This window comes from Nonomuraea sp. NPDC050786, from assembly GCF_040654115.1.
GTDB lineage: Bacteria > Actinomycetota > Actinomycetes > Streptosporangiales > Streptosporangiaceae > Nonomuraea.
The window spans coordinates 156,369-183,167 of the sequence record NZ_JBFAHJ010000021.1 but is presented as its reverse complement, the minus strand read 5'-3'; the positions used below and the strand labels follow the sequence as shown (position 1 = coordinate 183,167).

26 protein-coding genes are annotated in these 26,799 nt (G+C 69.7%); 1 reads left to right on the top strand and 25 read right to left on the bottom strand.

Annotated features, from left to right (window positions below; translation table 11 throughout):
- Positions 1–30: 30 nt before the first annotated feature.
- From AB0H84_RS32880 to thrC, 23 genes are all read right to left on the bottom strand, one after another.
- On the bottom strand, positions 31–432 hold the full coding sequence (locus AB0H84_RS32880) for a F0F1 ATP synthase subunit epsilon (RefSeq protein ID WP_344987083.1): 402 nt from the start codon (positions 430–432) through the stop codon (positions 31–33).
- A gap of 66 nt (positions 433–498) precedes the next feature.
- Positions 499–1,947: a F0F1 ATP synthase subunit beta gene (gene atpD / locus AB0H84_RS32875; protein WP_357612881.1), complete on the bottom strand. Its 1,449-nt coding sequence runs from the start codon at positions 1,945–1,947 to the stop codon at positions 499–501.
- A 1-nt stretch (position 1,948) separates the two neighbouring features.
- Positions 1,949–2,851, bottom strand: coding sequence for a F0F1 ATP synthase subunit gamma (locus AB0H84_RS32870; RefSeq protein ID WP_357612878.1), 903 nt, complete (start codon positions 2,849–2,851; stop codon positions 1,949–1,951).
- Between the two features lie 3 nt (positions 2,852–2,854).
- Positions 2,855–4,504: a F0F1 ATP synthase subunit alpha gene (gene atpA / locus AB0H84_RS32865; protein ID WP_357612875.1), complete on the bottom strand. Its 1,650-nt coding sequence runs from the start codon at positions 4,502–4,504 to the stop codon at positions 2,855–2,857.
- A gap of 23 nt (positions 4,505–4,527) precedes the next feature.
- A complete protein-coding gene (locus AB0H84_RS32860) occupies positions 4,528–5,337 on the bottom strand; it encodes a F0F1 ATP synthase subunit delta (RefSeq protein ID WP_357612872.1) in 810 nt (269 codons plus the stop codon).
- Positions 5,337–5,879: a F0F1 ATP synthase subunit B gene (locus AB0H84_RS32855; protein ID WP_357612918.1), complete on the bottom strand. Its 543-nt coding sequence runs from the start codon at positions 5,877–5,879 to the stop codon at positions 5,337–5,339. The genes AB0H84_RS32860 and AB0H84_RS32855 overlap by 1 nt, the downstream gene beginning before the upstream one ends.
- Before the next feature lie 38 nt (positions 5,880–5,917).
- Complete coding sequence (gene atpE / locus AB0H84_RS32850) at positions 5,918–6,148, bottom strand: ATP synthase F0 subunit C (RefSeq protein WP_357612870.1); 231 nt, start codon at positions 6,146–6,148, stop codon at positions 5,918–5,920.
- 73 nt (positions 6,149–6,221) lie between these two features.
- Positions 6,222–7,019 (bottom strand): F0F1 ATP synthase subunit A, encoded by a 798-nt coding sequence (gene atpB, locus AB0H84_RS32845; protein WP_357612867.1) that lies wholly within the window; start codon positions 7,017–7,019, stop codon positions 6,222–6,224.
- A 67-nt stretch (positions 7,020–7,086) separates the two neighbouring features.
- Positions 7,087–7,302, bottom strand: a complete 216-nt coding sequence (locus AB0H84_RS32840; RefSeq protein WP_357612864.1) for an AtpZ/AtpI family protein — start codon at positions 7,300–7,302, stop codon at positions 7,087–7,089.
- Positions 7,303–7,368: 66 nt separating this feature from the next.
- Positions 7,369–7,791: a hypothetical protein gene (locus AB0H84_RS32835; protein WP_357612861.1), complete on the bottom strand. Its 423-nt coding sequence runs from the start codon at positions 7,789–7,791 to the stop codon at positions 7,369–7,371.
- 130 nt (positions 7,792–7,921) lie between these two features.
- Positions 7,922–9,211 carry an MraY family glycosyltransferase gene (locus AB0H84_RS32830; protein ID WP_357612858.1) on the bottom strand — a complete coding sequence of 430 codons (1,290 nt, stop codon included), beginning with the start codon at positions 9,209–9,211 and terminating at the stop codon, positions 7,922–7,924.
- 57 nt (positions 9,212–9,268) lie between these two features.
- Positions 9,269–10,534, bottom strand: coding sequence for a serine hydroxymethyltransferase (gene glyA / locus AB0H84_RS32825; protein ID WP_357612855.1), 1,266 nt, complete (start codon positions 10,532–10,534; stop codon positions 9,269–9,271).
- 65 nt (positions 10,535–10,599) lie between these two features.
- Positions 10,600–10,974 (bottom strand): hypothetical protein, encoded by a 375-nt coding sequence (locus AB0H84_RS32820; protein WP_357612852.1) that lies wholly within the window; start codon positions 10,972–10,974, stop codon positions 10,600–10,602.
- On the bottom strand, positions 10,974–12,542 hold the full coding sequence (locus tag AB0H84_RS32815; protein ID WP_357612849.1) for a hypothetical protein: 1,569 nt from the start codon (positions 12,540–12,542) through the stop codon (positions 10,974–10,976). Before AB0H84_RS32815 ends, AB0H84_RS32820 begins: the two co-directional genes overlap by 1 nt.
- Positions 12,543–12,631: 89 nt before the next feature.
- On the bottom strand, positions 12,632–13,279 hold the full coding sequence (locus AB0H84_RS32810) for an L-threonylcarbamoyladenylate synthase (RefSeq protein WP_357612846.1): 648 nt from the start codon (positions 13,277–13,279) through the stop codon (positions 12,632–12,634).
- 33 nt (positions 13,280–13,312) lie between these two features.
- Positions 13,313–14,167 carry a peptide chain release factor N(5)-glutamine methyltransferase gene (prmC, locus tag AB0H84_RS32805; protein WP_357612843.1) on the bottom strand — a complete coding sequence of 285 codons (855 nt, stop codon included), beginning with the start codon at positions 14,165–14,167 and terminating at the stop codon, positions 13,313–13,315.
- Positions 14,164–15,216 (bottom strand): peptide chain release factor 1, encoded by a 1,053-nt coding sequence (gene prfA, locus AB0H84_RS32800; RefSeq protein ID WP_357612840.1) that lies wholly within the window; start codon positions 15,214–15,216, stop codon positions 14,164–14,166. Before prfA ends, prmC begins: the two co-directional genes overlap by 4 nt.
- A gap of 88 nt (positions 15,217–15,304) precedes the next feature.
- On the bottom strand, positions 15,305–15,523 hold the full coding sequence (rpmE, locus tag AB0H84_RS32795) for a 50S ribosomal protein L31 (protein ID WP_106248153.1): 219 nt from the start codon (positions 15,521–15,523) through the stop codon (positions 15,305–15,307).
- Between the two features lie 122 nt (positions 15,524–15,645).
- A complete protein-coding gene (locus AB0H84_RS32790) occupies positions 15,646–16,281 on the bottom strand; it encodes a response regulator transcription factor (protein WP_357612837.1) in 636 nt (211 codons plus the stop codon).
- A 104-nt stretch (positions 16,282–16,385) separates the two neighbouring features.
- Entirely contained in the window at positions 16,386–17,651 is a 1,266-nt protein-coding gene (locus AB0H84_RS32785) for a sensor domain-containing protein (protein ID WP_357612834.1), read from the bottom strand.
- Positions 17,652–17,787: 136 nt separating this feature from the next.
- The gene (gene rho, locus AB0H84_RS32780; RefSeq protein WP_357612831.1) at positions 17,788–19,815 is read right to left on the bottom strand and encodes a transcription termination factor Rho; all 2,028 of its coding nucleotides are present in this window, start codon (positions 19,813–19,815) and stop codon (positions 17,788–17,790) included.
- A gap of 457 nt (positions 19,816–20,272) precedes the next feature.
- Positions 20,273–21,181 carry a homoserine kinase gene (gene thrB, locus AB0H84_RS32775; protein WP_357612828.1) on the bottom strand — a complete coding sequence of 303 codons (909 nt, stop codon included), beginning with the start codon at positions 21,179–21,181 and terminating at the stop codon, positions 20,273–20,275.
- A gap of 22 nt (positions 21,182–21,203) precedes the next feature.
- Positions 21,204–22,262, bottom strand: a complete 1,059-nt coding sequence (gene thrC, locus AB0H84_RS32770; RefSeq protein WP_357612825.1) for a threonine synthase — start codon at positions 22,260–22,262, stop codon at positions 21,204–21,206.
- 156 nt (positions 22,263–22,418) lie between these two features.
- Here thrC and AB0H84_RS32765 point away from each other — a divergent pair, with 156 nt between their 5' ends.
- Complete coding sequence (locus tag AB0H84_RS32765; RefSeq protein WP_357612822.1) at positions 22,419–23,897, top strand: glycosyltransferase; 1,479 nt, start codon at positions 22,419–22,421, stop codon at positions 23,895–23,897.
- A gap of 74 nt (positions 23,898–23,971) precedes the next feature.
- On the opposite strand, the gene AB0H84_RS32760 is transcribed toward AB0H84_RS32765, so the two are convergent.
- Together AB0H84_RS32760 and AB0H84_RS32755 are read right to left on the bottom strand one after the other, a co-directional pair.
- Positions 23,972–25,618: a glycosyltransferase gene (locus AB0H84_RS32760; RefSeq protein WP_357612819.1), complete on the bottom strand. Its 1,647-nt coding sequence runs from the start codon at positions 25,616–25,618 to the stop codon at positions 23,972–23,974.
- Positions 25,615–26,688 (bottom strand): family 2 glycosyl transferase, encoded by a 1,074-nt coding sequence (locus AB0H84_RS32755; protein WP_357612816.1) that lies wholly within the window; start codon positions 26,686–26,688, stop codon positions 25,615–25,617. The genes AB0H84_RS32760 and AB0H84_RS32755 overlap by 4 nt, the downstream gene beginning before the upstream one ends.
- Positions 26,689–26,799: the final 111 nt, after the last annotated feature.

Sequence of the window (26,799 nt, the reverse complement as noted above, 5' to 3'; positions counted from 1 at the left end):
GCAGTCCGCCCAGCAGATTTCTCACTGGTATTAAACCTCTTCGCCTGCCGCGCGAAGCCGGGCCCTGGCACGTTTGACCTCGAGAGCCGCATCGGCGTCTTCCTGGTTGGCCTCGACCGAGGCCTGGGCCCGGTCGAGAGCGTCACGGGCAGCCGCGACGTCGACCTCGGAACCGAGCTCGGCCACCTCGGCGAGCACGGACACCTCGTCGTCGGCCACGGAGATGAAGCCACCGTGTACGGCCGCCACGAGGTCGCCCTCGCCCTCCCGCTTCACGCGCAGCACTCCGCCCTCGACGAGAACGCCGAGCACAGGTGCGTGTTGCGGCATAATACCGATCTCGCCGTCCACGGTCTTGGCAATCACCATGTCGGCCTCGCCCGACCAGATCTCACGCTCGGGTGAGACAACCCCTACTCGCAGCTTCGCCACTTTTGTAGGTTCCTTTCCGATCCGTGGTGGTGCGGCAGTGAACACCGCACCACCACCTGGGGCGATTTAGCGGCGCTCGAGTTCCTTGGCCTTGGCCACGGCCTGCTCGATGCCACCGACCATGAAGAACGCCTGCTCGGGCAGGTGGTCGTACTCACCCGCGCACAGGCCCTTGAAGGAGGCGATGGTCTCGTCCAGCGGGACGGTCTCGCCCGGCTGGCCGGTGAACGCCTCGGCGGCGTACATCGGGTGCGACAGGAATCGCTCGATGCGGCGGGCCCGCTGGACGGTGACCTTGTCCTCCTCGGACAGCTCGTCGATACCGAGGATCGCGATGATGTCCTGGAGCTCGCGGTACTTCTGCAGGATCCGCTTGGTCTCCTGGGCCACCCGGTAGTGCTCCTCGCCCACAATCTGCGGGTCGAGAATCCGGGAGGAGGAGTCGAGCGGGTCCACCGCCGGGTAGATGCCCTTCTCCGAGATCGGCCGCGAGAGCACGGTCTGCGCGTCGAGGTGCGCGAACGCGTTGTGCGGCGCCGGGTCGGTGATGTCGTCAGCGGGCACGTAGATCGCCTGCATGGAGGTGATCGAGTGACCGCGCGTCGAGGTGATGCGCTCCTGGAGCACACCCATCTCGTCGGCCAGCGTGGGCTGGTAACCCACGGCGGACGGCATACGGCCGAGCAGCGTGGAGACCTCGGAACCGGCCTGCGTGAAGCGGAAGATGTTGTCGATGAAGAGCAGCACGTCCTGCTTCTGCACATCGCGGAAGTACTCCGCCATGGTCAGCGCCGACAGGGCGACCCGCAGACGGGTGCCCGGCGGCTCGTCCATCTGGCCGAAGACGAGCGCGGTGTCCTTGAGGACGTCCGCCTCCTCCATCTCCAGCCAGAGGTCGTTGCCCTCACGGGTGCGCTCGCCCACACCGGCGAAGCACGAGGTGCCACCGAAGTTGCGGGCGACGCGGCGGATCATCTCCTGGATGAGGACGGTCTTGCCCACACCCGCGCCGCCGAACAGACCGATCTTCCCACCCTGCACGTACGGGGTGAGCAGGTCGATGACCTTGATGCCCGTGACGAGCAGCTCGGTGCGCGACTCGAGCTGGTCGAACGGCGGCGACGGCCGGTGGATGCCCCACCGCTCGTTGATCTGGAGCGACGAGGTGGGCACGTCGAGCGTCTCGCCCAGCGCGTTCCACACGTGGCCCTTGACGACGTCGCCGACCGGCACCGAGATCGGGGCGCCGGTGTCCTGGACCGCCTGGCCGCGGACCAGGCCGTCGGTGGGCTGCATCGAGATGGTCCGGACCAGGTTGTCACCCAGGTGCTGGGCGACCTCCAGGGTCAGGGTCTTGGTCTCGCCGCCGAGGGTCACCTCGACCTTGAGAGCGTTATAGATGTCGGGCATCGCCTCGACGGGGAACTCCACGTCGACGACGGCGCCGGTGACACGGGCCACGCGGCCCGTGCCGGCCGCCGCGGCCTCTACGTTTTCAACAGCCTCTGCAGTCATTTCACTCTTTCCCCGCTGCGGCGTCAGCGAGCGCGTTGGCGCCACCGACGATCTCGCTGATTTCCTGGGTGATCTCCGCCTGGCGAGCCTGGTTCATCTCCTGGGTGAGCACCCGCATGAGCTCGTTGGCGTTGTCGGTCGCGGACTTCATCGCGCGCCGCCGCGCGGCCTCCTCGGAGGCCGCGGACTGCAGCAGCGCCGTGAAGATGCGCGACTCCACGTAACGCGGCAGGAGCGACTCCAGCACGTCGGCAGCGGTCGGCTCGAACTCGAAGTACGGCGGGATCGCGGTCGACTCCGTCGCCTCGGTCTCCTCGACCTCCAGCGGCAGAATGCGCTTGACCACGACGTTCTGGGTCAGCATCGAGACGAACTCGGTCGAGACGATGTGGATCTCGTCGATCCCGTTCTCGTCCTTGAACGAGTCGATCAGCGTCTGCGCGATCTCCTTGGCGTCGGCGTAGGCCGGATTCCTGGAGAAGGAGACCCACTGGCCACCCATGTCGCGACCGCGGAAGGAGTGCCAGGTGACACCCTTGCGCCCGGTGACGAACGGGACCACGGTCAGGCCGCGGCTCTCCAGCAGCCCGCGCAGGGCCTCGGCCTCGCGCAGCACGTTGGCGTTGAAGCCGCCGCAGAACCCGCTGTCGCTGGTGACGATGAGGACGCCCGCCTTGGTGGGGTTCTCCTTCGCCACGGTCAGCGGATGGTCGACGCTGGCCGCGTTGCTGACGACGCCGGTGACGGCGCGAGTGATCTCGCGCTCGTACGGCAGCGCCGCCTGCATCCGCTGCTGCGCCTTCACGATCCGTGAAGAGGCGATGAGCTCCTGGGCGCGCGTGATCTTCGCGGTCGACTTGACCGAGCTGATCCGCCGCCGCAGCAGCCTTAGCTGGGCACCCATGTCCTACTTCTTCTCCGCCGGACGGACGACCTTCTTGATCTTCTCCTGGCCGACCTCTCCGGCCTCGAGCGGAGCAACCGGCTCGTCCTTGACCAGCAGCTCACCCGACGACGTGGTGAAGCCCTTCTTGAAGTCCGTGATGGCGTCCTTCAGAGCGGTCACCGTGTCGTCCGTCAGCTCCCTGGTCTCGCGGATGGTGTCGAAGATCCCCTTGTGCGAGGACTGGATGTAGTCCAGGAACTCCTGCTCGAACCGGCGGACGTCCTCGATCGGCACGTCATCCAGCTCGCCCGTGGTGCCCGCCCAGATCGAGGCCACCTCGCGCTCCAGCGAGAACGGGCTGTACTGGGGCTGCTTGAGCAGCTCGACCAGCCGCTGGCCACGCTCCAGCTGAGCCTTGGAGGCGGCGTCCAGGTCGGAGGCGAAGGCCGCGAAGGCCTCCAGGTCACGGTACTGCGACAGCGACAGACGCAGCGTGCCCGCGACCTTCCGCATCGCCTTGGCCTGCGCGGAGCCACCGACTCGGGAGACCGAGACGCCGACGTTGATGGCGGGCCGCACACCGGCGTTGAACAGGTCGGTCTCGAGGAAGACCTGGCCGTCGGTGATGGAGATGACGTTGGTCGGGATGAACGCCGAGACGTCGTTGCCCTTGGTCTCGATGACCGGCAGGCCGGTCATCGAGCCACCGCCCATGTCGTCGGAGAGCTTGGCGCAGCGCTCCAGCAGACGGGAGTGGAGGTAGAACACGTCGCCGGGGAAGGCCTCACGGCCCGGCGGGCGGCGCAGCAGCAGCGAGACGGCGCGGTAGGCGTCCGCCTGCTTGGTCAGGTCGTCGAAGACGATCAGGACGTGCTTGCCCTGGTACATCCAGTGCTGACCGATCGCCGAACCGGCGTACGGCGCGATGTACTTGTAACCAGCGGGGTCGGAGGCCGGGGCGGCGACGATGGTGGTGTACTCCATCGCGCCGGCCTCCTCCAGGCGAGCACGCACCTGCGCGATGGTCGAGCCCTTCTGGCCGACCGCGACGTAGACGCAGCGGACCTGCTTGGCGGGGTCGCCGGAGGCCCAGTTCTCGCGCTGGTTGAGGATCGTGTCGACGGCGATCGCGGTCTTGCCGGTGCCGCGGTCACCGATGATCAGCTGGCGCTGACCCCGGCCGATCGCGGTCATGGCGTCGATCGCCTTGATGCCGGTGGCCAGCGACTCCTTCACGGGCTGCCGCTGGACAACGGTGGGGGCCTGCAGCTCGAGGGCACGAATGGCCTCGGCCTCGATGGCGCCCTTGCCGTCGAGCGGGTTGCCCAGGGGGTCGACCACGCGGCCGAGGAAGTTGTCGCCGACGGGCACGGACAGGACCTCGCCCGTCCTGCGGACCGTCTGGCCCTCCTCGATGCCGCTGAAGTCGCCCAGGATCACGGCACCGATCTCGCGGGTGTCGAGGTTAAGTGCCAGGCCGCGCGTGCCGTTCTCGAACTCGAGCAGCTCGTTAGCCATCGCCGAGGGAAGGCCGGAGACATGGGCGATGCCGTCGCCGGCGTCGACGACGGTCCCGATCTCCTCGCGCGCGGCGCCTTCCGGTTCGTACGCCTGGACGAAGCGCTCAAGCGCGTCCCGGATCTCGTCCGGCCGGATCGTAAGCTCCGCCATCTCTACTCTGTCTCCCTATTCGCCTAGCCGGCCAACCGGCGGCGGACTTCTTCGATTCGTCCCACAATGGTGGTGTCGATGATCTCGTCGCCGATGCGGACCGAGAACCCACCGAGCACTCGCTTGTCCACCTCGACGTTCAGGTGCACGTCACGGCCGTAGGAGGTGCTGAGCCACGCCGCCAGGCGCTGCTTCTGCCCCTCGGTCAGCTCGACCGCGCTGCGCACCACCGCCACGAGGCGCTGGCGCTGCGCGGCCACGAGGTGACCGGCCTCCTCCAGCCCTGCTTCCAGGCTACGCCCACGCGGATGCACCGCGACCTGCGTGATCAGGCGCAGGGTGGTCGGTGCCACCTTGCCGCCCAGCAGGTCGCGCAGCAGCTGCTCCTTGCCTGACGCGGGCGCCGCCTGGTCGGCGAGCGCACGGCGCAGATCGGGGTTGGCGGCGACGACGCGGCCGAAGCGGAAGAGCTCGTCCTCCACGTCGTCGAGCCTGGACTGGCTCTCCGCCTCGGCGGCCGCGGCGATGACGCCGAGCCGCTCGAGCACGTCGGCCAGGTCACCGGCCCGTGACCACCTGGCCGCGACCGCGGCCTCGGTGGTGGCCAGGGCCGCCTCGTTGACCTTGCCCTGGAGCAGCGCGCGCACGGTGCCCGCCTTCTGCTCGGCGGGCCTGGCCGGGTCGGACAGGGCGCGGCGCAGGCCGTGCTCCCGGTCGAGCAGATCCGCGACCGCGAACAGCTCGTCGGAGAGCGCACCGAGGTCGGCACTGCCTGCGACCGCGTTGAACCGCTCCTCGACCTCGGCCAGCGACGTCCTGCTCAAACCTCTCATTAGCGCACCGCCTGCGGCGAGGACTCGAGCTCGTCGAGGAACCGGTCGACGATGCGGCTCTGCCGGACCTCGTCCTCAAGGGACTCGCCGACGATGCGGCCGGCCAGATCGGTCGACAGGCGACCGATCTCGGCACGGAGCTGCGAGAAGGCGGCCTGGCGGTCCGCCTCGATCTGCGCGTGGGCCGCCTCGACGAGACGGCGGGCCTCGGCCTGCGCCTCCTCGCGGAGCTCGGCCTTGATCTGCGCGGCCTGCTCGCGAGCCTCCTCGCGCAGCCGGGCCGCCTCGTGCCTGGCCTCGGCCAGTTGGTCCCGGTACTGCTGCTGCAGGGCCTGCGCCTCGGCCTGGGCCTCTTCGGCCCGCTTGATGCCACCCTCGATCGCGTCGGTCCGCTCAGCCAGCGTCTTCTGGATGCGCGGCATGAGGATCTTGCCGACGACGAAGAGAATGACGAAGAACGAGAAGATGCCGACGACGAGCTCGTAGGTATGCGGGATGAGGGGGTTGGCGCCCCCCTCCTCGGCGAGGAGCGTAGCTGCCATGTACGTCATGAGTGCAGCCTTTCGTCAGAAGGGCTTAATCAGAGCGCCGAGAAGATGAACGGCGCGACCAGACCGATCAGGGCGAGGGCCTCGGTGAGAACGAAGCCGAGGAGCATGTTCTGGCGGATCAGGCCGTACGCCTCCGGCTGGCGGGCGATGGCCTGCACGCCCTGACCGAAGATGATGCCGACGCCGATGCCGGGGCCGATGGCGGCGAGACCGTAACCGATGGCGGTGACGTTGCCGGAGACCTCAGCGAGAACGCTCATTACTGTTATTCCTTTACTGGACGGCCGGTGAAGCGGAGTCTCACCGGTCATGGATATTCCGGTATATGGGTTCTCAGTGCTCTGGGTGCAGCGAGCCGCCGATGTACATGGCGGCCAGCATCGCGAACAGGAACGCTTGCAGGAACTGGATGAACAGCTCGAAGCCGGTCAGGATGATGGTCATGACCACGCCGACCACGCCCACCCCGGCGCCGACCGGCGTCAGCTTCTCGAAGAGGAACCAGAAGCCGACCATGCTGAAGAAGGCCAGCAGCATGTGGCCGGCGAACATGTTGGCGAAGAGTCGGACCGCGTGCGTGAAGGGCGCGATGATCAGGTTCGACAGGAACTCGATCGGGGCAAGCAAGACGTAGATGAACTTCGGCAGCCCCGGGGGGAACATCATGTTCTTGAAGTAGCCGACCGCTCCCTGGTGCTTGATGCCCAGGTAGACCTTGAGCACGTAGATCGAGCCGGCGAGCACGGCCGGGAAGGCGATGTGCGAGGCCACCGGGAACTGGAGCACCGGGATGACCCCCATGATGTTCCAGAGCAGGACCGTGAAGAAGAGCGTCACGAGCAGGCCCATCCACCGGTCGGCGTCCTTGCCCAGGAAGGGCCGGGCGACCTGGTCGCGGACGAACATGTAGCCGTACTCGGCGACGTTCTGGACGCCCCTCGGCACGACCTTGGGGTTGGCGAAAGCCGCCCACAGGAAGCCGACCACGAGGATCACGGAGAGCATCGCGAGAAGAACCGGCTTGGTGAACCAGTCCACCCCCGGGATGATGGGGGGCAGGTTGAACAGCTCTTCAGGAGTCGGTGCCCCGAACTGGTCGGATGGTGGAGCGAGGAGCGTCAGCGCACTCACGCGGCGTTCCCTTCAACGTGGTAGTGGATCACAAGAGTTTCCTCAGCGAAGTGATCGCTGTGTCGGGCTAGCGACCGAACTTCCGGTAGACCAGATAGCCGGAGAGCACAACCCCAAGGACGACGCCTATGGGGAAGAGCGCGGACAGGCCCAACCACCGGTCCAGCAACCACCCGAGGCCGCCGTAGAAGGCCATCCCTGCGAGCAGATAGCTGGGGACTGACCACATGGCGTCGGCGAAGTCGCGACCGTCTTCTTCGGGTCGGCGTTTCTGTGCGCTCATCGCGGCCTTGACGATAGCAGGCAAGTAGAGGACTAGTCATATCGGACCCCGTCCCTTTACCTGCTTTCATGAGTCGCCCTTCCCGGGGACCCTGGCTTCGGGGTCGACGTAGAGCATCTTGGTCTTGATGAACGCGCGCACTTCGAAGCCCGTCCAGACGAGCGTGCAGACCACGACCGACCAGGCGAAAGTCTGGGTGTTCCAGGCCGTGGTGTCGCGGAAGGAGACCAGCACGGCCATGATGGCGAGCACCTTGACGAGATAGCTGACCATCGCTGCGATCGCCATCATCTGGGGGGAGACCCGGGCGGCATAGGAGACCGCTACCACGCTGATGGTAAAGAAAACACCTACGAGCAAGGTGCCGATCGCCGCGCCCAGCGCTCCCTTGCCGCCACTCGTCAGGAGCGAGACGGCCACGGCAACCACCCCGACCAGCGCGGTCGGAATCGCGGCGCTCTTGAGTACGCGCACGTCGTTGGCCTGCATCGGTGCTCCATCAGCAAGTTGTCAAGCGAGCGTTTGCTACCTCCAGAGCCGGTGCATCTGGAGTCCCTGCTCGTGAAAGATATCACAAGCTCACGGAAGACCGCTTTTACCTGCCGTTTCTAGTTCGCGATCAAGAACTGCTCGGAAAGGCCGGAATGACCGGATTGCCCTCGGCGCTCGCGCGCTCGTGCGAAGGGCTGCCGGAGGGCGGCTCCTGCCGCTTGACCTGCGGATCCTGCGGAAGGATGGGCGGCATCGGGCCGGTGGGCGGACCGCCGTCATCGTCGGGATCGTCGGTGCGCGAGGCGTGCGCCCCGCCCCTGCCCCGCCAGCGCGGCATCGCCATCAGAACCAGCACGGCGATCGCGAAAACGCTGACGGCGGGGAAGATCAGGACCGGCACGCCGACCCAGGACAGGCCCACGACGAGGAACGAGAACAGGAACGTCCACGCATACATGATCAGCACCGAGCGCCGGTGCGAGTGGCCGATGTCCATCAGCCGGTGGTGCAGGTGGCCGCGGTCGGGCGCGAAGGGCGACAGGCCCTGTGACGTGCGCCGTACGACCGCGGTTATCAGGTCGATGAGCGGCAGCACCAGGACCGCCGCGGGGATCAGCAGCGGGACCACCACCGGGAACTCGTTCATGTCCGAGATCGCCGTGGTGTCGACCGGCGTCACGGTGACGATCGAGGAGGCGAGCACCAGGCCGATCAGCATGGCCCCGGTGTCGCCCATGAAGATCTTCGCGGGGTGGAAGTTGTGCGGCAGGAAGCCCAGGCACGTGCCGATGAGGACGGCGACGATGGCCGCCGTGGCGGTGATGTTACTTCCGGAGATCTTCTGCGAGATGATGATCGAATAGACCCAGGTGGCCATGGCCGCGATGCACACGATCCCGGCCGCGAGCCCGTCGAGCCCGTCGACGAAGTTGACCGCGTTGATCGTCACCACCACGACCAGGATGGTGATGACCGTGCTGAGCGTGTAGTCGACGCTGGTCGGACCGCCCCAGGCCTCGGGCAGCGGGATGGAGGTCAGCCGCATCCCGAAGAAGACCAGCACCCCGGCCGCCGCGACCTGCCCGGCGAGCTTGATGAAGGCGTCCATGCCCCACCAGTCGTCGAGGAAGCCGGTGAACGTGATGAGCCCGCCCGCGATGATCAGGGCCGGCACGGGCTGGGCGCCGGTGCCCGCCAGCGCCTCGCTCGAATGGGTGAGCTGGCCGGCCAGCAGGAGCCCCACGACCAGCCCGCCGTACATGGCCAGGCCGCCCAGTCTGGGCGTCGGCGTGGTGTGCACGTCGCGATCGCGAATCTCCGGCATGGCTCCGATGCGGATGGCAAAGCGGCGCACCAGCGGAACCAGCAGGTACGTGACCGCCGCCGATATGAGCGCCATGAACAGGTATTCGCGCACGAACCTAGTTTCCCGGATCCACCGGCCTGCTGAGGCCGGAAAACGACACAGACCCGCTTAATATTCGCTGAGATATGGCTGATGGATGGCCAGAAGCGCCGAGACTCTTTCCCGAATCTCCGCGGCTGCGCCGGGCTGGCGCACTGCCCTGGTCACCAAGGTTCCGACCTCCTTCAGCTCCTGAGAGCTCATGCCCTGGGTGGTCACGCACGGCGTGCCGACGCGGATCCCCGACGTGACGGCCGCCGGCTCCGGATCGTACGGGATCACGTTCCGGTTGAGCGTGATCCCCGCGCGGGCGCACCTGCGCTCGGCCTCGGCGCCGGACACGTCGAGGTCCCGCAGGTCGATCAGGGCCAGATGGGTGTCCGTGCCGCCGGACACGGCCCGCATCCCCTCCCCCGCCAGCGCTTGCGCCAGCGCCTGCGCGTTCACGACCACGCGCCTGGCATAGTCGGCGAACTCCGGCCGCATCGCCTCCGCGAACGCCACCGCCTTGGCCGCCACCACGTGCATCAGCGGCCCGCCCTGGATGAACGGGTACACCGCCCGGTCGATCTTCGGGGCCAGCTCCTCCGTGCACAGGATGGCACCGCCGCGCGGCCCGCGCAGCGCCTTGTGGGTGGTGAGCGTCACGACGTCCGCGTGCGGCACCGCCGACGGGATCGCGCCGCCCGCCATCAGCCCGATCGTGTGCGCGACGTCGGCCAGCAGCCACGCCCCCACCTCGTCCGCGATGCCGCGGAAGACCGCGAAGTCGATCAGTCTGGGGTACGCCGTGGCGCCGCACACGATGAGCTTGGGCTGGTGCCGCAGGGCCAGGTCCCTGACCTCGTCGTAGTCGATGAGTTCGGTGTCACGCCGCACCCCGTACGACACGACGTTGAACCATTTTCCCGAGAAGTTCACCTTGGAGCCATGGGTGAAGTGGCCGCCGTGCGGCAGAGCCATGGCCAGCATCGTGTCGCCGGGCTGCAGCAGCGCGGCGTAGGCGGCCAGGTTCGCCGAGGCGCCGGAGTGCGGCTGGACATTCGCGTGCTCCGCACCGAACAGCTCGCGCGCCCGCTGCACCGCCAGCCGCTCGGCCCGGTCCACGACCTCGCAACCGCCGTAATAGCGCTTGCCCGGGTAACCCTCGGCGTACTTGTTGGTGAGGGTCGAGCCCATCGCGGCCAGCACGGCGGGCGAGGTGAAGTTCTCGCTCGCGACCAGCTGAAGGTTGCCCCGCTGCCGCTCCAGCTCGTCGAGCAGCACCTGTGCGAGCTCCGGGTCCTGCTTCCGCAGCAGCCCGAAGTCGGGGCCGTAGTAGGGTTCTCCACCCATTTCCCCACTGTACGACCTAATGTCCGTTTCACCCAGCCTCGGGGGTTGCGTGCGCCTGGTGTGTCCTACTGGAACGCGTGGGGCGCGCTGGCCGTGGTCGGGATCCATCTGGGGGTGTCGGCCGCCTCGTCGCTGATGGTCGTCAGCACGTTGTGACGGTAGACGGCGAGCCTGTTGCGCCACTCGCGGATGTCCTGGACGTAGCGCTCCCCCACGGGGGCGTCCCACGTCTGAGGGCTCTTGGCCAGGCCGTACGCCTTGTCAAGTGCCGTTCTGAGGGCCTCCAGCTGGGGCAGGACGGTGTTCCACGCCACGACCAGGCGCTGGTAGTCGGGGTTGAACTCCCAGGCCCTCTGCGGGTCGTCCAGGGCTCCTGAGGCGCTGACCGGCGGGGTCTCGTGGGGCTCCCTTGGCTTGGGCGCCGGGGGGTCGACGTACATCACGCGCTCCTTTCCGGCGTGCCCGGGTCAATCTCGCCCTGCGGGCCGTCCGGCCGGATGTCCCTGGGGGCCCACTCACCCTTGCCGTACTCGCCCGGCGGGACCTCGACCGAGGGCATGTCGAGGGGCTGGATGTCGCGGTGGTGCTCCACGACCGTCCCCAGCGTGTCCAGGCTGGGCGGTGCGACGTCCACGGAGACGACGTCGCTGCCGTCGTTCGCCCAGGTGGCGGCGTTCGACGCCGCGGTGTCGGGCCCGTACGCGATCTGCATCTGGATCGACGGGTTGGTCGGCGGGACGGAGACGGGCGCGCCTCGGGCTCCCGTCGTCTGGTCTCCCCTTTGCGCTGCCCCGTCGCCCGAGGGGCCGTCGGGTGTGGTGCCTCGCGGGGCGGTGTCGCCGTTGGAGGCACAGGCGTCGTCGTTCGTGCCGGCGGTGGAGGCCGTGCCGTCCGCCGGTGTGGTGTGGTGGCCGGCAGCCGGTGCGGTGTCGTGGCCGGCCCACGCGTTGATGTCGGCCGCGTGGGTGGCCGCGGTGTCGGCGGGGAGCTTCGGCATGTCCGCCGGTTGCACCTTGTCGGCGTTCTCGAGCAGGTCCTCCAGCTGCTCGGCCGTGGGCGGGTCGATGGGGATCTGCAGGACCTTGACGCCGTCGACCTCCACGATCTGCGGCTTGGTCACGTCCTGGTGGTCCTTGGCCGGGGTGCCGGTCGCGCCGCCGTCGGCCTCGGCGCCACGGTCGCGCCGGCTGTCCAGGTCGTCGTCCTTGGGCTGGTCATCGGGTAGATCGACGGGCTGGTCACCGATTCTGCGGTCGGTCCCGGTGTCCTGGTCGGTCCCGGTGTCCTGGCCGGTCCCGGTGTCCTGGCCGGTCCCGGTGTCCTTGGCGCCGTCACACGACTTCCCGCCACCGTCGGCATCCGGCTTGCCGTCGGCGTCCGCCTTGGGCTGGTCCCCGGTCTTACCGTCGGCGTCCCCCTTGGGCTGATCCCCGGTCTTACCGTCGGCGTCCCCCTTCGGCTGATCCCCGGTCTTACCGTCGGCGTCCCCCTTCGGCCGATCGCCCGTCTTGCCGTCAGCGTCCGCCTTCGGCTGATCCCCGGTCTTGCCGTCAGCGTCCGCCTTCGGCCGATCGCCGGCCTTGCCGTCAGCGTCCGCCTTCGGCCGATCGCCCGTCTTGCCATCAGCGTCCGCCTTCGGCTGATCGCCCGTCTTGGTGTCGTCGTTCTTCGGCGGAGTCGCGTCGGAGCGCGGATTGTCGTACTTGTGCTGGTCCCCGCGCACGTCCTTCGGCTCGTCGTCCCGCGTGGACCCCGTGCCGGGAACGTCGCCCCGCGGCTGGTCGACCCGTTTCTCCAGCACCCCGAGCCGGACGTTGACGTCCTTGACCATCGTGTCGGCCGCCTCCGCGACCTGGGCGGGGCGGTGGGTGGTCACGGCGGACAGCCCGGCCCGGTGCATGGCGAGCCTGACCCGATCCTCGGCCGCACGCAGCTGCGTGGCCGCGTGTTTCACCTCGGTCAGCAGGTCGCGGACCAGCTTGGGATCCATGCCGTCGAACTTGCCCATGGGCCACTCCCGGACGTAATCGCCGCTCCGGGGCTCACCGTAGTGTCGGCCGGAGCGCGATCGCAGCCGGGATAAGCAGACGGTATACGTCAGTCCTCGGTGGCGACGTATCCGATGATGCCGCGCAGCTTCTCCACCGGGATCGCCCCGCGACGCAGCAGCCTGGGCACGGCCGTGGTGAGGTCGAGGATGGTGGAGGGCGTGTTGTCGGTGGTCTTGCCGCCGTCGAGGTAGACGTCGACGGAGTCCCCGAGCTGCTCCTCCGCCTCCTCCGCCGTGGTGGCGGCGGGGGCGCCGGAGCGGTTGGCGCTGGAGACGGCCATGGGGCCGGTCTCCTTGAGCAGGTCGAGCGCCACCGGGTGGAGCGGCATGCGTACGGCCACCGTGCCCTTGGTCTCCCCCAGGTCCCAGGAAAGGGCCCTGTTGGCCTTGCAGACGAGCGTGAGCGGCCCCGGCCAGAAGGCGTCTATCAGGTCCTGCCCGTACGGCCCGAGGTCGTCTATGAGCGCTGTGGCGGCTCTGACGGTGCCCACGAGCACGGGCGGCGGCATCTCGCGGCCCCGGCCCTTGGCGTCGAGCAGCGCGGTGACCGCCGACGGCGTGAAGGCGTCCGCGCCGATGCCGTAGACGGTGTCTGTCGGCAGCACCACGAGGTCGCCGCGGCGCACGGCCGACGCGGCCTCCATCAGGCCGACGGTACGTTGCTCCAGGTCGGTGCAGTCAAAACGTCTGGACACGTTCTTATCGCCTCGCTCCCGCTCGCATAGATCCTAGTCCTGGCCCAGCCGGGCCGTGACGAAGCGGTCTCTTCTGGTGAGGTCCTGCCGGAGGCGCACGTCACGCCAGCCGTGGTCCTCGGGAAACGTCAGGTAGACCGCCCTGCCCTGCTCGTCGGCGTGCTCGACGGCCACCCAGCCGCCCGGCCGCAGCAGCCGGCGGGCCGTGCGCTCGACCGCGCGCACCTCGCCGAGGCCGTCGTCGCCGGAGCCGTACAGCGCCCTGGAGGGGTCGTAGTCGCGCACCTCGGGGTCGCGCGGGATCGCGCCGGGCGGGATGTAGGGCGGGTTGGAGATGACCAGGTCGACCTTGCCGTTGAGCTCGGGCAGCGCCTCGGCCAGGTCCTCCGGGTGGAGGTGGGTGCGGCCCTGGCCGAGCTCGGAGATGTTGCGCTTGGCCCACGTGTACGCCGCGGGGTCGACCTCCACGGCGTGGACCTCGGCCAGCGCCACCTCCTGGGCGATCGAGAGCGCGATCGCGCCCGAGCCGGTGCCGAGGTCGACCACGAGCGGGGCGGTCACGTCCATCTCGCGCAGCGTCTCGATGGCCCAGCCCGCCATCACCTCGGTCTCGGGCCGCGGCACGAACACGCCGGGCCCGACCGCGAGCTCCAGGTAGCGGAAGTAGGCGTGGCCGGTGATGTGCTGCAGCGGCTCGCGGGCCTCCCGCCTGGCCACGCCCTCCCAGAAGAGCGCGTCGAAGTCGGCGTCCTTGACCGTGTGGAGCTCGCTCCTGCGCACGCCGTGGACGAACGCCGCGATCTCCTCAGCGTCGGTGCGCGGTGAGGGAACACCTGCCTCGGCCAGCCGGGCGGTGGCGAGGGCGATCTCGTCCAGCAGAAATGTCATGAGTGTTGTGCGAGCTTCTCCGCCATTTCGGCGTCGATGAGGGCCTGGGTGACGGCGTTGAGCTCGCCGTCGAGAACCTGGTCGAGGTTATACGCCTTGAAGCCGACGCGGTGGTCGGAGATGCGGTTTTCCGGGAAGTTGTAGGTGCGTACGCGCTCGGAGCGGTCGACCGTGCGGACCTGCGACTTGCGCTCGGCCTGCGCGGCGGCCTCGGCCTGCTCCTGCGCCATGGCCAGCAGCCGGGCGCGCAGGATGCGCAGGGCCGACTCCTTGTTCTGGAGCTGGCTCTTCTCGTTCTGGCACGAGACGACCACGCCGGTGGGCAGGTGGGTGATGCGGACCGCCGAGTCGGTGGTGTTGACGCTCTGGCCGCCGGGACCGCTGGAGCGGTAGACGTCGATGCGCAGGTCGTTGGGGTCGATCTGGACGTCGACCTCCTCCGCCTCCGGGTAGACGAGCACGCCCGCGGCGCTGGTGTGGATGCGGCCCTGCGACTCGGTGACGGGCACCCGCTGCACGCGGTGGACGCCGCCCTCGTATTTGAGCCGGGACCACACGCCCTCGTCGCCCTTGGCCCTGATGCCGACCGTGACGTCTTTGTAACCGCCGAGGTCGGAGGGCTGGCTGTCGATGATCTCGGTCTTCCAGCCGAGGCGCTCGGCGTATCTCAGGTACATCCGCAGCAGGTCGCCCGCGAACAGCGCGGACTCCTCACCGCCCTCGCCCGCCTTGATCTCCATGATGATGTCCTTGTCATCGTTGGGATCGCGCGGGATCAGCAGGTGCCTGAGCCGCTCCTCCAGCTGGGGGATGCGCTCCTCGATCTCGGCGGCCTCGGCCGCGAACGCCTCGTCCTCACCGGCCAGCTCCTTGGCGGCGCTGAGGTCCTCGCGGGCCGACTCGAGCTCGCGGTAGGTGCCGACGACCGGCGTGAGCTGCGAGTAGCGCCTGCCCAGGGTGCGGGCCTTGTTCTGGTCGGCGTGCACGGCGGGGTCGGCGAGCTGCACCTCCAGCTCGGAATACTCCTTGAGCAACTCGTCGAGGTTCACCGTGGGTCCTTACGTCTGGTTGGGGCCGTTCCACACCAACAACGCCGACCCGGCGCACGGAAGTGCGTCCGGGCCGGCGTCGGTGAAGCTACTTGCCCGTGGCCTTCTTGCCGAAGCGCTTCTCGAAGCGAGCCACCCGGCCGCCGGTGTCGAGGATCTTCTGCTTGCCGGTGTAGAACGGGTGGCAGGCAGAGCAGACGTCGGCGTGGATGACGCCGTTCTTGGCGGTGCTACGGGTGGTGAACGTGTTACCGCAGGAGCAGGAGACCTGCGTCACGTTGTAGTCAGGGTGAATGTCGCGCTTCATCGCTGTCCTTTCGGGGTGCGGCCGCCGGGTCGCCATCACGCACGGCGTGAACCGGAGCCGCAAAATGGTCAGCTACCAGTGTGCCAGATCGTCCAACCATCCCAGGCCATCGCGCATTCCCGTCAGCGGCCCAGGTACGTCAGGACGGCCAGCACGCGGCGGTGATCCTCCGGCGCGGGCCCCAGGGCCAGTTTGGCGAAAATGCCGGAGATGTGCTTCTCCACGGCGCCTTCCGTGACGACCAGCCTGGTGGCGATGGCGGTGTTGGAGCGGCCCTCGGCCATCAGGGCGAGCACCTCGCGCTCGCGGGGGGAGAGCGAGTCGAGCGGAGCGCCGCGGCGCTGGCGGCTCAGCAGCTGCACGACGACCTCGGGGTCGATGACCGTGCCGCCGGCGGCGACCTGGCGTACCGCCTCCAAGAACTCGGCCACGTCGGCGACCCGCTCCTTCAGCAGGTAGCCGACGGCCTTGCCGATGAGGTCTCCGGCATACCGCTCCTCGACGTACTGGGACAGGACGAGGATGGGGAAGTCGGGTACGGCCGAGCGCACCTGCAGCGCCGCCCGCAGCCCCTCGTCGGTGTGGGTGGGCGGCATGCGTACGTCGACGATCGCGAGGTCGGGCTCGTGCTCCAGGACGGCGGAGACCAGCGCGGACCCGTCCGAGACGGCCGCGACGGTCTCGATGCCGCCGTCGGCGAGCAGGCGCGCGAGCCCCTCGCGCAGCAGTACGGAGTCCTCGGCGATGACCACGCGCATGGCCACATGACTACAGTGGGCAGCGTTCAGCTGTCCACTGCAGGCCGCAGGATGCGCCTACCATTCCGAGCGCTCCTCCGCGCGGGAGAGCGAGAACGGACCGGCTACCACTCGCAGGGGAGCTCCGCACGCACGAGCGTGGGGCCGCCGACAGGGCTGTGCAGGACGAGCACCCCGTCGATGGTGGCCGCCCGGTCGGCCAGCCCGGACAGGCCGCCGCCGGGGCACACGAGCGCCCCGCCTATGCCGTTGTCCCACACGTCGACGACCACGCCGCGGTGGTCCCTGAGCACCGTGACCGACGCCTCGGTCGCCCCTGAGTGCTTGGCCATGTTGGCCAGCGTCTCGGCCACGATGAAGTATGCGATGCTCTCGACGGCCGCGGGCGGCCGCTCGGCCAGCTCGACGGAGACGTCCACGTGGATGGGCGCCCGCGCGGCCAGCCCGGAAAGGGCCGCGTCGAGGCCGCGGTCGCTCAGGATGGCCGGATGGATGCCCCTGGCCAGGTTGCGCAGCTCGGCGATGGCCGCCTTCGTGCCGGCGTGGGCCTGGGCGATGAGCGTCCTGGCCACCTCGGGCTCGCTGTCGAACTTCGACTGCGCCCGCCCCAGGTCCACCGCCACCGACAGCAGCCGCTGCTGAGCGCCGTCGTGCAGGTCACGCTCGATCCTGCGCCGCTCCGCCTCGGCGGCGTCGATCCCCCTGGCCCGGCTGGCCCGCAGCCGCTCCTCCTGGCTGCCGCCGAGCAGCACCGTCGCCAGCGTCCCGTGCAGCCAGGCCATCCCCCGCACCATGTACGCCGCCACCACGAAGAGCAGCACCCCGAACGCCATGGCCACGAAGGCGCCGGGCCAGCTCTGGGTGGTCAGGTCGCCGTGCAGGCCCGTCGCCACCCACAGAGACATCAGGACGGGCTGGACGAGCAGCATGCCCGACCCCGTCCACAGCGCCACGGACAGGGCCGTCTCGACCAGGCCGAGCGGGAGCAGCATCAGCAGATAGCCGAGGTCCTGCCAGGTGGCCCCGTCCGCCAGCAGCCACCGGATGTGCGCGCCCACCCCGCGCTCCGGCCTGGGACGGTACGGGTCGTCGATCCTGACGCCGAACGCCGCGCGCATCAGCCGCCGCTCCAGCATCGCACCGCCCCGCCACATGAGCACCGTCGCCATCATCAGCGGCACGCCCACCCAGACGACCGTCAGCGTGAGCGAGACGGGCACGGTCACGGCCAGCACGGCGAACCAGCCGAACCCGAGCACCCCGGCGAGCCCCAGGTACGGCGCCGCCCGCCACGTCATCGGGTCGACCACGATGCCCAAGGGGCCCTTGGGGCCGAACGGAACCCGGTCCTTCAATGCGACTGATGGCATGTCCCAAGAGTGCATGGGAGAGGGGCCGGAGTGAATGCGGGTGGCTTCCGTCGCCGAGGTAGGGCTAACCCCCGGCGCGACACGGAAGAAGGGGCGGCAGGGAGAAACCCTGCCGCCCCTTCGACACCTGGAGCCGCTAGTCGCGGTCGTTGCTCACCGTGGTCTTCTGGACCTGGAGGAGGAACTCCGCGTTGGACTTGGTCTCCTTCATCTTCTCCAGCAGCAGCTCGAGCGCCTGCTGCATGTCCAGAGCGTGCAGCACCCGCCGCAGCTTCCAGACGATCTGGAGCTCGTCCTTGCCCATGAGGATCTCTTCCTTACGGGTGCCGGACGCGTCCACGTCCACCGCGGGGAAGATCCGCTTGTCGGCCAGGGACCGGTTGAGCTTGAGCTCCGCGTTGCCGGTGCCCTTGAACTCCTCGAAGATGACCTCGTCCATCTTGGACCCGGTCTCGACCAGGGCCGTGGCGAGGATCGTCAGCGAGCCGCCGTTCTCGATGTTGCGGGCGGCGCCGAAGAAGCGCTTGGGCGGGTAGAGCGCCGTGGAGTCGACACCACCCGACAGGATGCGACCGGACGCCGGGGCCGCCAGGTTGTAGGCGCGGCCGAGGCGGGTGATCGAGTCGAGCAGGACGACCACGTCGTGGCCCAGCTCCACCAGGCGCTTGGCCCGCTCGATGGCGAGCTCGGCGACCGTGGTGTGGTCCTCGGCGGGGCGGTCGAAGGTCGAGTGGATGACCTCGCCCTTGACCGACCGCTGCATGTCGGTGACCTCTTCAGGCCGCTCGTCCACGAGCACGACCATCAGGTGGCACTCGGGGTTGTTGCGGGTGATCGCGTTGGCGATGGCCTGCAGCACCATCGTCTTACCGGCCTTGGGCGGCGAGACGATGAGGCCGCGCTGGCCCTTGCCGATCGGCGAGACGAGGTCGATGATCCGCGTGGTCAGGATGTTCGGCTCGGTCTCGAGGCGCAGGCGCTCCTGCGGGTAGAGCGGCGTCAGCTTGTTGAAGTCGGGCCGGTTGCGGGCCTGCTCCGGGTCCATGCCGTTGACGGTGTCGAGGCGGACCAGGGCGTTGAACTTCTCGCGCCGCTCGCCGTCGCGGGGCTGCCGGACGGCGCCGGTGATGACGTCGCCCTTGCGCAGGCCGTTGCGGCGGATCTGGGCGAGCGAGACGTAGACGTCGTTGCTGCCCGGCAGGTAGCCGCTGGTCCTGACGAACGCGTAGTTGTCGAGGATGTCGAGGATGCCGGCGATCGGGATGAGCACGTCGTCGTCGCCGATGACGGGCTCGCCGCCGCCCTCGAAGCGGTCGCGGCCACGGCCACGGTTGCGCTCCCTGAAACGGCCCCTGCGGCCGCGGCCGCGCTCGTCGTCGTCGCCGCCCCGCGGGTCGCTGCCCGAGCGGTCGCCCCGCTGGTCGCCGCGCTGGTCGCCGCGGCCGCCCGAGTCGGCGGCGCGCTCGCGCTGCTCACCGCGCCCGCCGTCGCGGCTGCTCTCCGCACGGCCGCCCTCACCGCGGTCGCTGCGGTCACCGCGCTCACTACGGTCGCCTCGGTCGCCACGGTCACCGCGGTCGCTGCTGGAGCGGTCGCTGCCCGAGCGGTCGCCCCGCTCGCGGCGCTCGCCGCGGCTGCGGCGCTCGCGACGGCTCTCGCCGCGCTCGGCCCTCGTCTCGTTCTGCCCGCTCTCCACGGCGTGGGCCTGCTGCTCCACGACCGGCTCTGCCGGCGCGGCAGCGGCGACGGGCTCAGGAGCCGAGGCCACGGGCTCCGCCGGCTGCGCGGCCGGCTGCGGCGTGGGCTCCTCGGCGGTCTTGGCGCGGGAACGTTCCCTGCGCGTGCGGGTGGGGCGCTCGGCGGCAGGAGCCGCGTCAGCCGCGGCAGGAGCCTCGGCCGCCGGGGCGGAGGCAGGTGCGCCTTCGCCGGAACCGCCACCCTGCTTCTCCTGGATGGCCGCGATGAGCTGGCTCTTCCGCATGCGCCCAGTCCCGCTGATGCCCAGCTCAGCTGCCATCTTCTGCAGCTCGGGCAGCACCTTGGCGGACAGGCCGGTGCCGGAGCGACGCGCACGTGTGGTCTTGGCCGGTGCGCGGGTGGGGGTGTCGCCGGACGCCGGCTCTGCGCCTGATGCGTCGGAGAGGAGTTCGGTGGTGTCGCTCAACTAAAAGGTCCTTCCCAGGGGTCGGGCGCCGGTTTCGTTCTGCCGGGCGTCCCGGAGGTGCTTGCGATCCGGCGGGACAGACCGGGTCGGGGTGCACTCTGCGATCTTCGGCCGCCGCTGTGGACGGTCGCCACTCTTGGGGAGGGGCTCGTCCAAGCCGCCACATGGCCGTGGCGCGTGGCTGACACCCCCCAGATTGCTGTCGCCAACCAGATGTCGATGTGTCTCGAACGCGCAGATCCCCGTCGTCGCCGCCTCGTTCTGAGCCAACCGGGTGTGGGCCAACCGGAGGCGACGGGTTCCGGGGAGACAGCCGCGCTGCTCACGCCTCGCGACGTGAAGCATGATGCAGCGATGTGTGGCTGACAAGCACGCACCCACCAAGGGGGCATCTGGTGCGGCTACCAGCCTAACATCACCAGCGCACACGGCTATTCCCTGAAGGTCTAAAGAGGCATCAGCGTGTCTCGGGGAACTGAACGTCCGCACCAATCGGGTCGACGTCCATTTGCTGGATGTGCCAGTCATTACCCACTTCTGGCGCGATCAAATCCTGCGTATCCGATGTCGAAAACGCAAGAACCGTGGGACCCGCTCCCGAAACGACCGCGGGCACGCCCACTGCACGGAGACGTTCTACCAGATGCGCGGTGGCCTGCATCGCAGGCGCGCGATAATGCTGATGGAGTCGATCTTCGGTGGCCGCGAGCAGAAGCCCTGGCTCCGGCCGCTGGGTCAGCGCTGCGATCAGCAGCGCGGCCCGGCCGGCGTTGAACGATGCGTCCTTGTGGGGCACGTCCTTCGGCAACAGTCCCCGCGCGGTCTCCGTGGCCAGCCGCGTCGACGGAACGACGACGACCGGGCGGATGCGCTCGTCGGGGACCAGTTTCACCATATGCGGCGCCCCCGTGTGGTCGGACCAGGCCACGGTCAGCCCACCGGCCAGGCAGGGGGCGACGTTGTCCGGATGGCCCTCCATCTCGGTGGCCAGCGCGAAAACCGCGCCGTCGGAAAGTTGTTCGCCCTCAGCCAAAGCGCGGGCGGCCAGGATGCCCGCGCAGACGGCCGCCGAGGAGGAGCCCAGTCCGCGCGCGTGCGGGATCCTGTTACGGCAGCGGAGAAGGATCCCGTCGGGCTGGGCCGCCCCCATGCGGTCGAACGCCGCCCGCATGGCCTTGACGACCAGGTGCCCCTCCCCGAGATCGACCTCCCCGGCGCCTTCGCCCTCGACGACCACGCGTGTCCCCGGCTCGTCGGTGAGCGTGGCCTCGACGTCGTCGTACAGGCTCAGGGCCAGCCCGAGCGCGTCGAATCCGGGCCCCAGGTTCGCCGAGGTCGCGGGCACGCGAATCTGAACCGTCCTCAACTCTGCCTCCGCGTGCTCGCCGTCAGGCGAGGTTGAGCGCCGCCGCGGCGGCGTGGACGTCGATGGGGATGACGACGGGCGCGGGCGCGCCGGAGATCGCCCAGTCGGGGTCCTTCAGCCCGTTGCCGGTGACCGTGCAGACGATGCGCTGACCCGGGTCGACGAGCCCCTGGGCGTGGGCCTGCAGGAGCCCGGCCACGCTGGCGGCGGAGGCGAGCTCGACGAAGACGCCCTCTTCCTGCGCCAGCAGCTTGTACGCCGCCGCGATCTGCCGGTCGGTCACCGCCTGGATGACGCCGCCCGACTCGTCGCGGGCCTCGGTGGCCAGCGACCAGGAGGCCGGATTGCCGATGCGGATGGCGGTGGCGATCGTGTGCGGATGGGCGACGGGCGCGCCCTGCACGATGGGCGCCGCGCCGCTGGCCTGGAAGCCGAACATGCGCGGCCGCTTGGCCGACACCCCGTCGGCCGCGTATTCCTGATAGCCCATCCAGTACGCCGAGATGTTGCCCGCGTTGCCCACCGGGATGCAGTGGATGTCCGGTGCGTCACCCAGCGTGTCGACGATCTCGAACGCGGCCGTCTTCTGCCCCTGGAGGCGGAACGGGTTGACCGAGTTGACCAGCGCGATCGGGTAGCTGGACGACAGCTTGCGGGTCATCTCCAGGCAGTCGTCGAACGACCCCTCGACCTGCAGCAGCGTGGCCCCGTGAACGAGCGCCTGGGCGAGCTTGCCCATGGCGATCTTCCCTCGCGGCACCAGCACGGCACAGGTCAGCCCGGCACGGACGGCGTAGGCCGCGGCGGAGGCCGAGGTGTTGCCCGTGGAGGCGCAGATGACCGCCTTGGCCCCCTCCTCGACCGCCTTGCTGATGGCCATGGTCATGCCACGGTCCTTGAAGCTGCCCGTCGGGTTGGCGCCCTCGACCTTCAGGTAGACGTCGCACCCCGTAAGAGCGGAGACGCGGTGCGCAGGCACCAGCGGCGTCCCGCCTTCGAGCAGCGTGATTACGGGCGTCTTGGAACTGACGGGAAGACGCTCGCGGTATTCCTCGATGAGGCCTCGCCACGACCTGCTCATGATGGCTCCCTACCTGCGGTGTTCGGCACAGAGTGTACGGGGTGCGGGCGACCGGCGCGGAGCCGTGTCCACCCGCCGGACACATCCATTGGACAGGCGCACTATTCAGGAAATTCTCAGCATCTCCCGATAAGGTCTCGGCAGGGGGTCACCACCATGGACGCGCGTCCTGCTTTGAGGCAGAACGACTATTCACCGATCGCGGCGCCGGAGCTCGGCGCCTGGTCACCCGCCCTTTCCGTGAGCGTGGTGATACCGGCTCACGGCGGGCAGGACAAGCTCGACCTGTCACTGGCGGCGCTGGCGGCGCAGACGTACCCGGACCACCTCATGGAGGTCCTGGTCGTCGACGACGGCAGCGAGCCTCCCGTCCGGCTGCCCGAGATCCGCCCGGTCAACACCCGCATCGTACGGGTGCGTGACGGATGGGGCATCTCCAACGCCGTCAACACCGGCGCCAAGGCCGCCGACGGCGAGATCATCCAGCGGCTCGACGCCGACATGGTGCCCTGCCGCGAGCACATCGAGGCGCTGGCCCGATGGCACCACGTGACGGACTACCTGGTCACGATCGGGATGAAGAAGTTCGTGGAGCCGCCGCGGGTCACGCCGCGCCAGGTCTACCAGGCGGGGCACCTGGGCGAGCTGTTCGACCTGGCCGGGGCCGTGTCGAGCTCCACCGAGGCGACGATCGCCAAGACCGACGGGCTGCGCAAGAGCCGCAATCCGTATCACGTATGCACAGGGCCGACCTTCGCCCTCCCCAGGGAGATCTTCCACGCCGTGGGCGGTCTCGACCCGACCGTGGCGCGCGGGGAGGACACCGAGTTCTCCTACCGGCTGGCCATGCACGGCGTGGTGTTCGTTCCCGACATGGACGCGCAGGCCGTGCACCTGGGGCTGCCCGCGCAGCACCGCGACAGGGAACGCGCCGTGCGGGCCGTGGAGCCGTACCTGGCGCACCGGATCCCGCTCCGCAGGGACCTGCGCAAGGACCAGGGGCGGCGGTGGCTGGTGCCGTACGTGGAGATCGTGCTCGACGTCACCGACACCTCGGAGTCGGTGGTGCGGCAGGCGGTGGCGGCGGCGCTGGACGGCAAGCTGCAGGACGTCGTGGTGACGCTGGTGGCGCCGTGGTCGCGGCTGAGCGACTCGCGCCGTTCCGTCCTGTCGGATCCGTGCTTCGAGATGCGGCTGATGCGCGACCTGTTCGCGCACGACGAACGCATCCGCCTGATCGACGAGGCCGCCCCGACACCCGCCCCCACGCCGTTCCGCTACCGCGGGCCGGTGGACGTGCCGCTGCATCGGGTGACGCTGGAGCGCATGATCGAGTCGGCGCAGAAGGATCTCACGGGCGTCCTGGTCGTCGACCTGGCCGACGGCCGCACGGCCCGCCTGGAGCGCACCTCGGCCCTCGGCCGCGCCGTCCTCCTCACCGACCCCGGAGCGGACCTGGACGACGTCATCGCCACCACCCACGGGGTACGCCACGAGCGCCCTGACCGCTTCTGGCCGGCCCCCAAGCAGCCCGAACCGGTGACCATCCCTGCGCCTGCGCCGGTGACGGTGTCCGTGGCGCCCTCGGAGAAGACGCTGCTGCGCCGCCTGAAGTCCGCCCTCCGCCCCAACTGACCGGCCGCACCAGGCGACCCGGCACAGGCGACCCGGCACAGGCAGCCCGGCGCAGGCAGCCCGGTGCAGCCGGCTCAGCCGCGGAGGCGCTTGCGCAGGGCGCGTTTCATCGTCGTCGACACCACGACACGGAGGCTCTGCTGGGCGCGGTCGGCGGCGGCCAGCCGGCGGCGTAACGTGCCGACCTCGCGCCGCAGCTCCACCGCCGACCTGCGCCAGCGCTGCGCCTCGTCCCGCCACCTGGTCACCTGCGCCCGCAGCCGCTCGGCCTCCTTGGCCAGCCGGGCCGCCTCGGCCTGGGCCTCCAGCCGGGCCCGGTACGCCCCCCGCCGCCCGAGCAGGGGCGCGGCCTCGGTGGTGAACCCGTACGTCTCGCCCTCCACCCAGAAGACGCCCGCCACCGTGTCCACCACGTCGTCCAGGTCCTCACCCGGGTCTGCCAGGAGGCGGGCCCTGGCGAAGGCGGACGTGCGTTCCAGGCGGGCCGCGACGACGCCCTGGGACGACTCGTGGAGCAGCACGTTCACCAGGCCCAGGCCCTCGCCGCGGGCCAGGTCGAGCAGGCGGGCGAGCGAGTCCTCGCCGGGGATCCAGCCGGGCGGCAGGCGCAGCACGAAGGGCACGGCCGGGTCGGCCGACTCCGTGGCCGACAGGATCACCCGCCCCTCGTACCGGTAATGGCCGTGGACCAGCACCAGGTCGAGGCCGGGGTCCTCCAGGGGCGCGCGGTGGTCGCGCTCGAGGGTGTCCCAGGGGCCGACGAGGAGCACGGACAGGTCGGGCACGGTGCCGGCGAGCAGCGCGTCCACGGTGGCCCGAACCGCTTCGTAGCCCGCCGTGCCGTCCACCGCCACGGTGACGTACGGGACCTTCCACTGCCGCCCTGGATGCCCGCGCAGCCAGCGGTACGACGGGATGCGATCGGCCACGAACGCGTGGCTCACCCGGTCGATCGGCTTCTTGTCGCGCATCCGCATGGTGGGCCCGAGGTGGTACGCGCGGGCCGCGGGCTCCGGCACGAAGACCGCGCCCGCCTGGCTGAGCCGGTAGCCCATCTCGGTGTCCTGGCCCAGGATCAGCTCGTCGTCCATCAGGCCCGCCGCCTCGACGAGGCCGGCGTTGACGGAGGTCGCGCCCCCGACGTGCAGGCTGAACGGGCGCTGGGGGTTGTCGGTGAGGCCGTCGGTGCGTTCGAGCAGCTCGATGATCCAGGTGTGCGGCTCGGCGGGCTCGAAGTGCTCCTCCAGGTCGCAGGGGAGCTCGGCGGGCAGTTCCGCGTCGGTGAACCGGATGCAGCCGGTCACGACGAGATAGGGGGCGGCGTGGTGCCAGCGCATGTGGGCCTCGATCGCGCCCGGGGTGAGCACCACGTCGGAGTCGAGCCAGTGGATCACGTCACCCGTCGCCTGGGCCAGGCCGGCGTTGCGGGCGCTCGCGCGCCCCGGCTCCGCGCAGACGATCAGGCGCGTGTCTTCGGGGCGGACGGCGGGCAGGCGCAGCGGGGGCGCGCTGGCGTTGTCGACGACGATGACCTCGGTCAGCTCCGCCGGGTACGTCTGCCCGGCCAGTCCGGCCAGCACGAGGTCGAGCTTGTCCTGCCCGCCGTAGGCCGGGATGACGACGCTGACCTTGAGCTCCGGGGTGAAGTCGCCGAGGAGGGGCCGGAGGATCCGGTAGTCGTTCCCGCGTACCCTCGCCGGCCCGGCGACGCCCGTCGTCATGCGGCTTCCATCAGCAGGCTCGGGCGGAAGCCGCGCCACTGGTTGACGGCCACCTTGAGGAAGTGGGCCAGCGGCAACTGCCAGGTGTGCTCGTCACTGAGCCCTCTGCGCAGGACGTAGCCCAGTCCGTGGGTACGGTAGACGCGCGCACCGGCCTTTTGCGCCGCTTTCAGGAATTCAAGATCGACCGCTCGGGGTAACCCGGGAAATCCGCCTATTTCCTGAAATTTCTCTCGAGACACCATGATCGTCCCACCGGCCACATGATCGGCCCAGACCTCGCTCGGATACGCCGCCCCGCTGGCGAAGGTCGTACGCCGGACCGTCGCCCGTAACGGCTCCAGATAGAAGAACTCCGCCGTCGTGCCCACCACGTCGGCCCCCGAGTACGACAGCGCCATGAACAGATCGCCCAGGTGGCGCGGCCCGTACCAGTCGTCGTCATCCCATTTGGCCAGGTAGTCGCCACCCGCCAGCGCCGCCGTCCGGTTGAGCACCTCGCCGAACGGCACGGACTCCGGCGCCTCGACCCATTTCACGGGCAGCGAGCAGGACTCGACCGGCTCGCGTACCTCCTCGAACCCCACCCCGTGCAGCCCGAGCAGCACCTCGGCCTCGACGTCCCGCTGCGCCTCCATCTGGGCCAGCGCCGCCCCCACCATCCTTGACCGCTTGCTTGACATGACGATGCTGATCTTGGGCCTGTCGACGGGGTGCGCCAGGCGGCGCAGGCGTACGCTGTGCTCCTCCCTGCGCAGGTCGGCCAGCGAACGCGGGCTGCCGTCGGCCGCGTGAGCGAGCCAGTCGCGGTCGGTGAGCAGCGCGGAGAGGCCGGCGGGCACCCACGGCGCCGCCCGGTCGGCGGTCAGCGGGATCCCGGCCGCGGCCAGGCTCAGCAGACCGTCCAGGGGCACCTCGGCGGCGGGCCACTCGATCTCCAGGCCGCGGAGCGGGCGCAGCGCCGGCACGTCGGGCGGCTGCCCCTCGACCGCCCAGCCGCCCTCGGACCAGTGCAGGCGGGCCAGCCCCTTCTCCGCCGTGCGGGCGAAGCCGCAAGGGGTGATGGACATAAGCCTCCTTGAGACTCGGTCGGCGCCTACCTTACGCCGGTTTTACTGACAGGTAGAGCCTTCCGCCGCATTCCGCGGGCCCTGAGCCGCAGGTTAAGGCGGGATGATTCT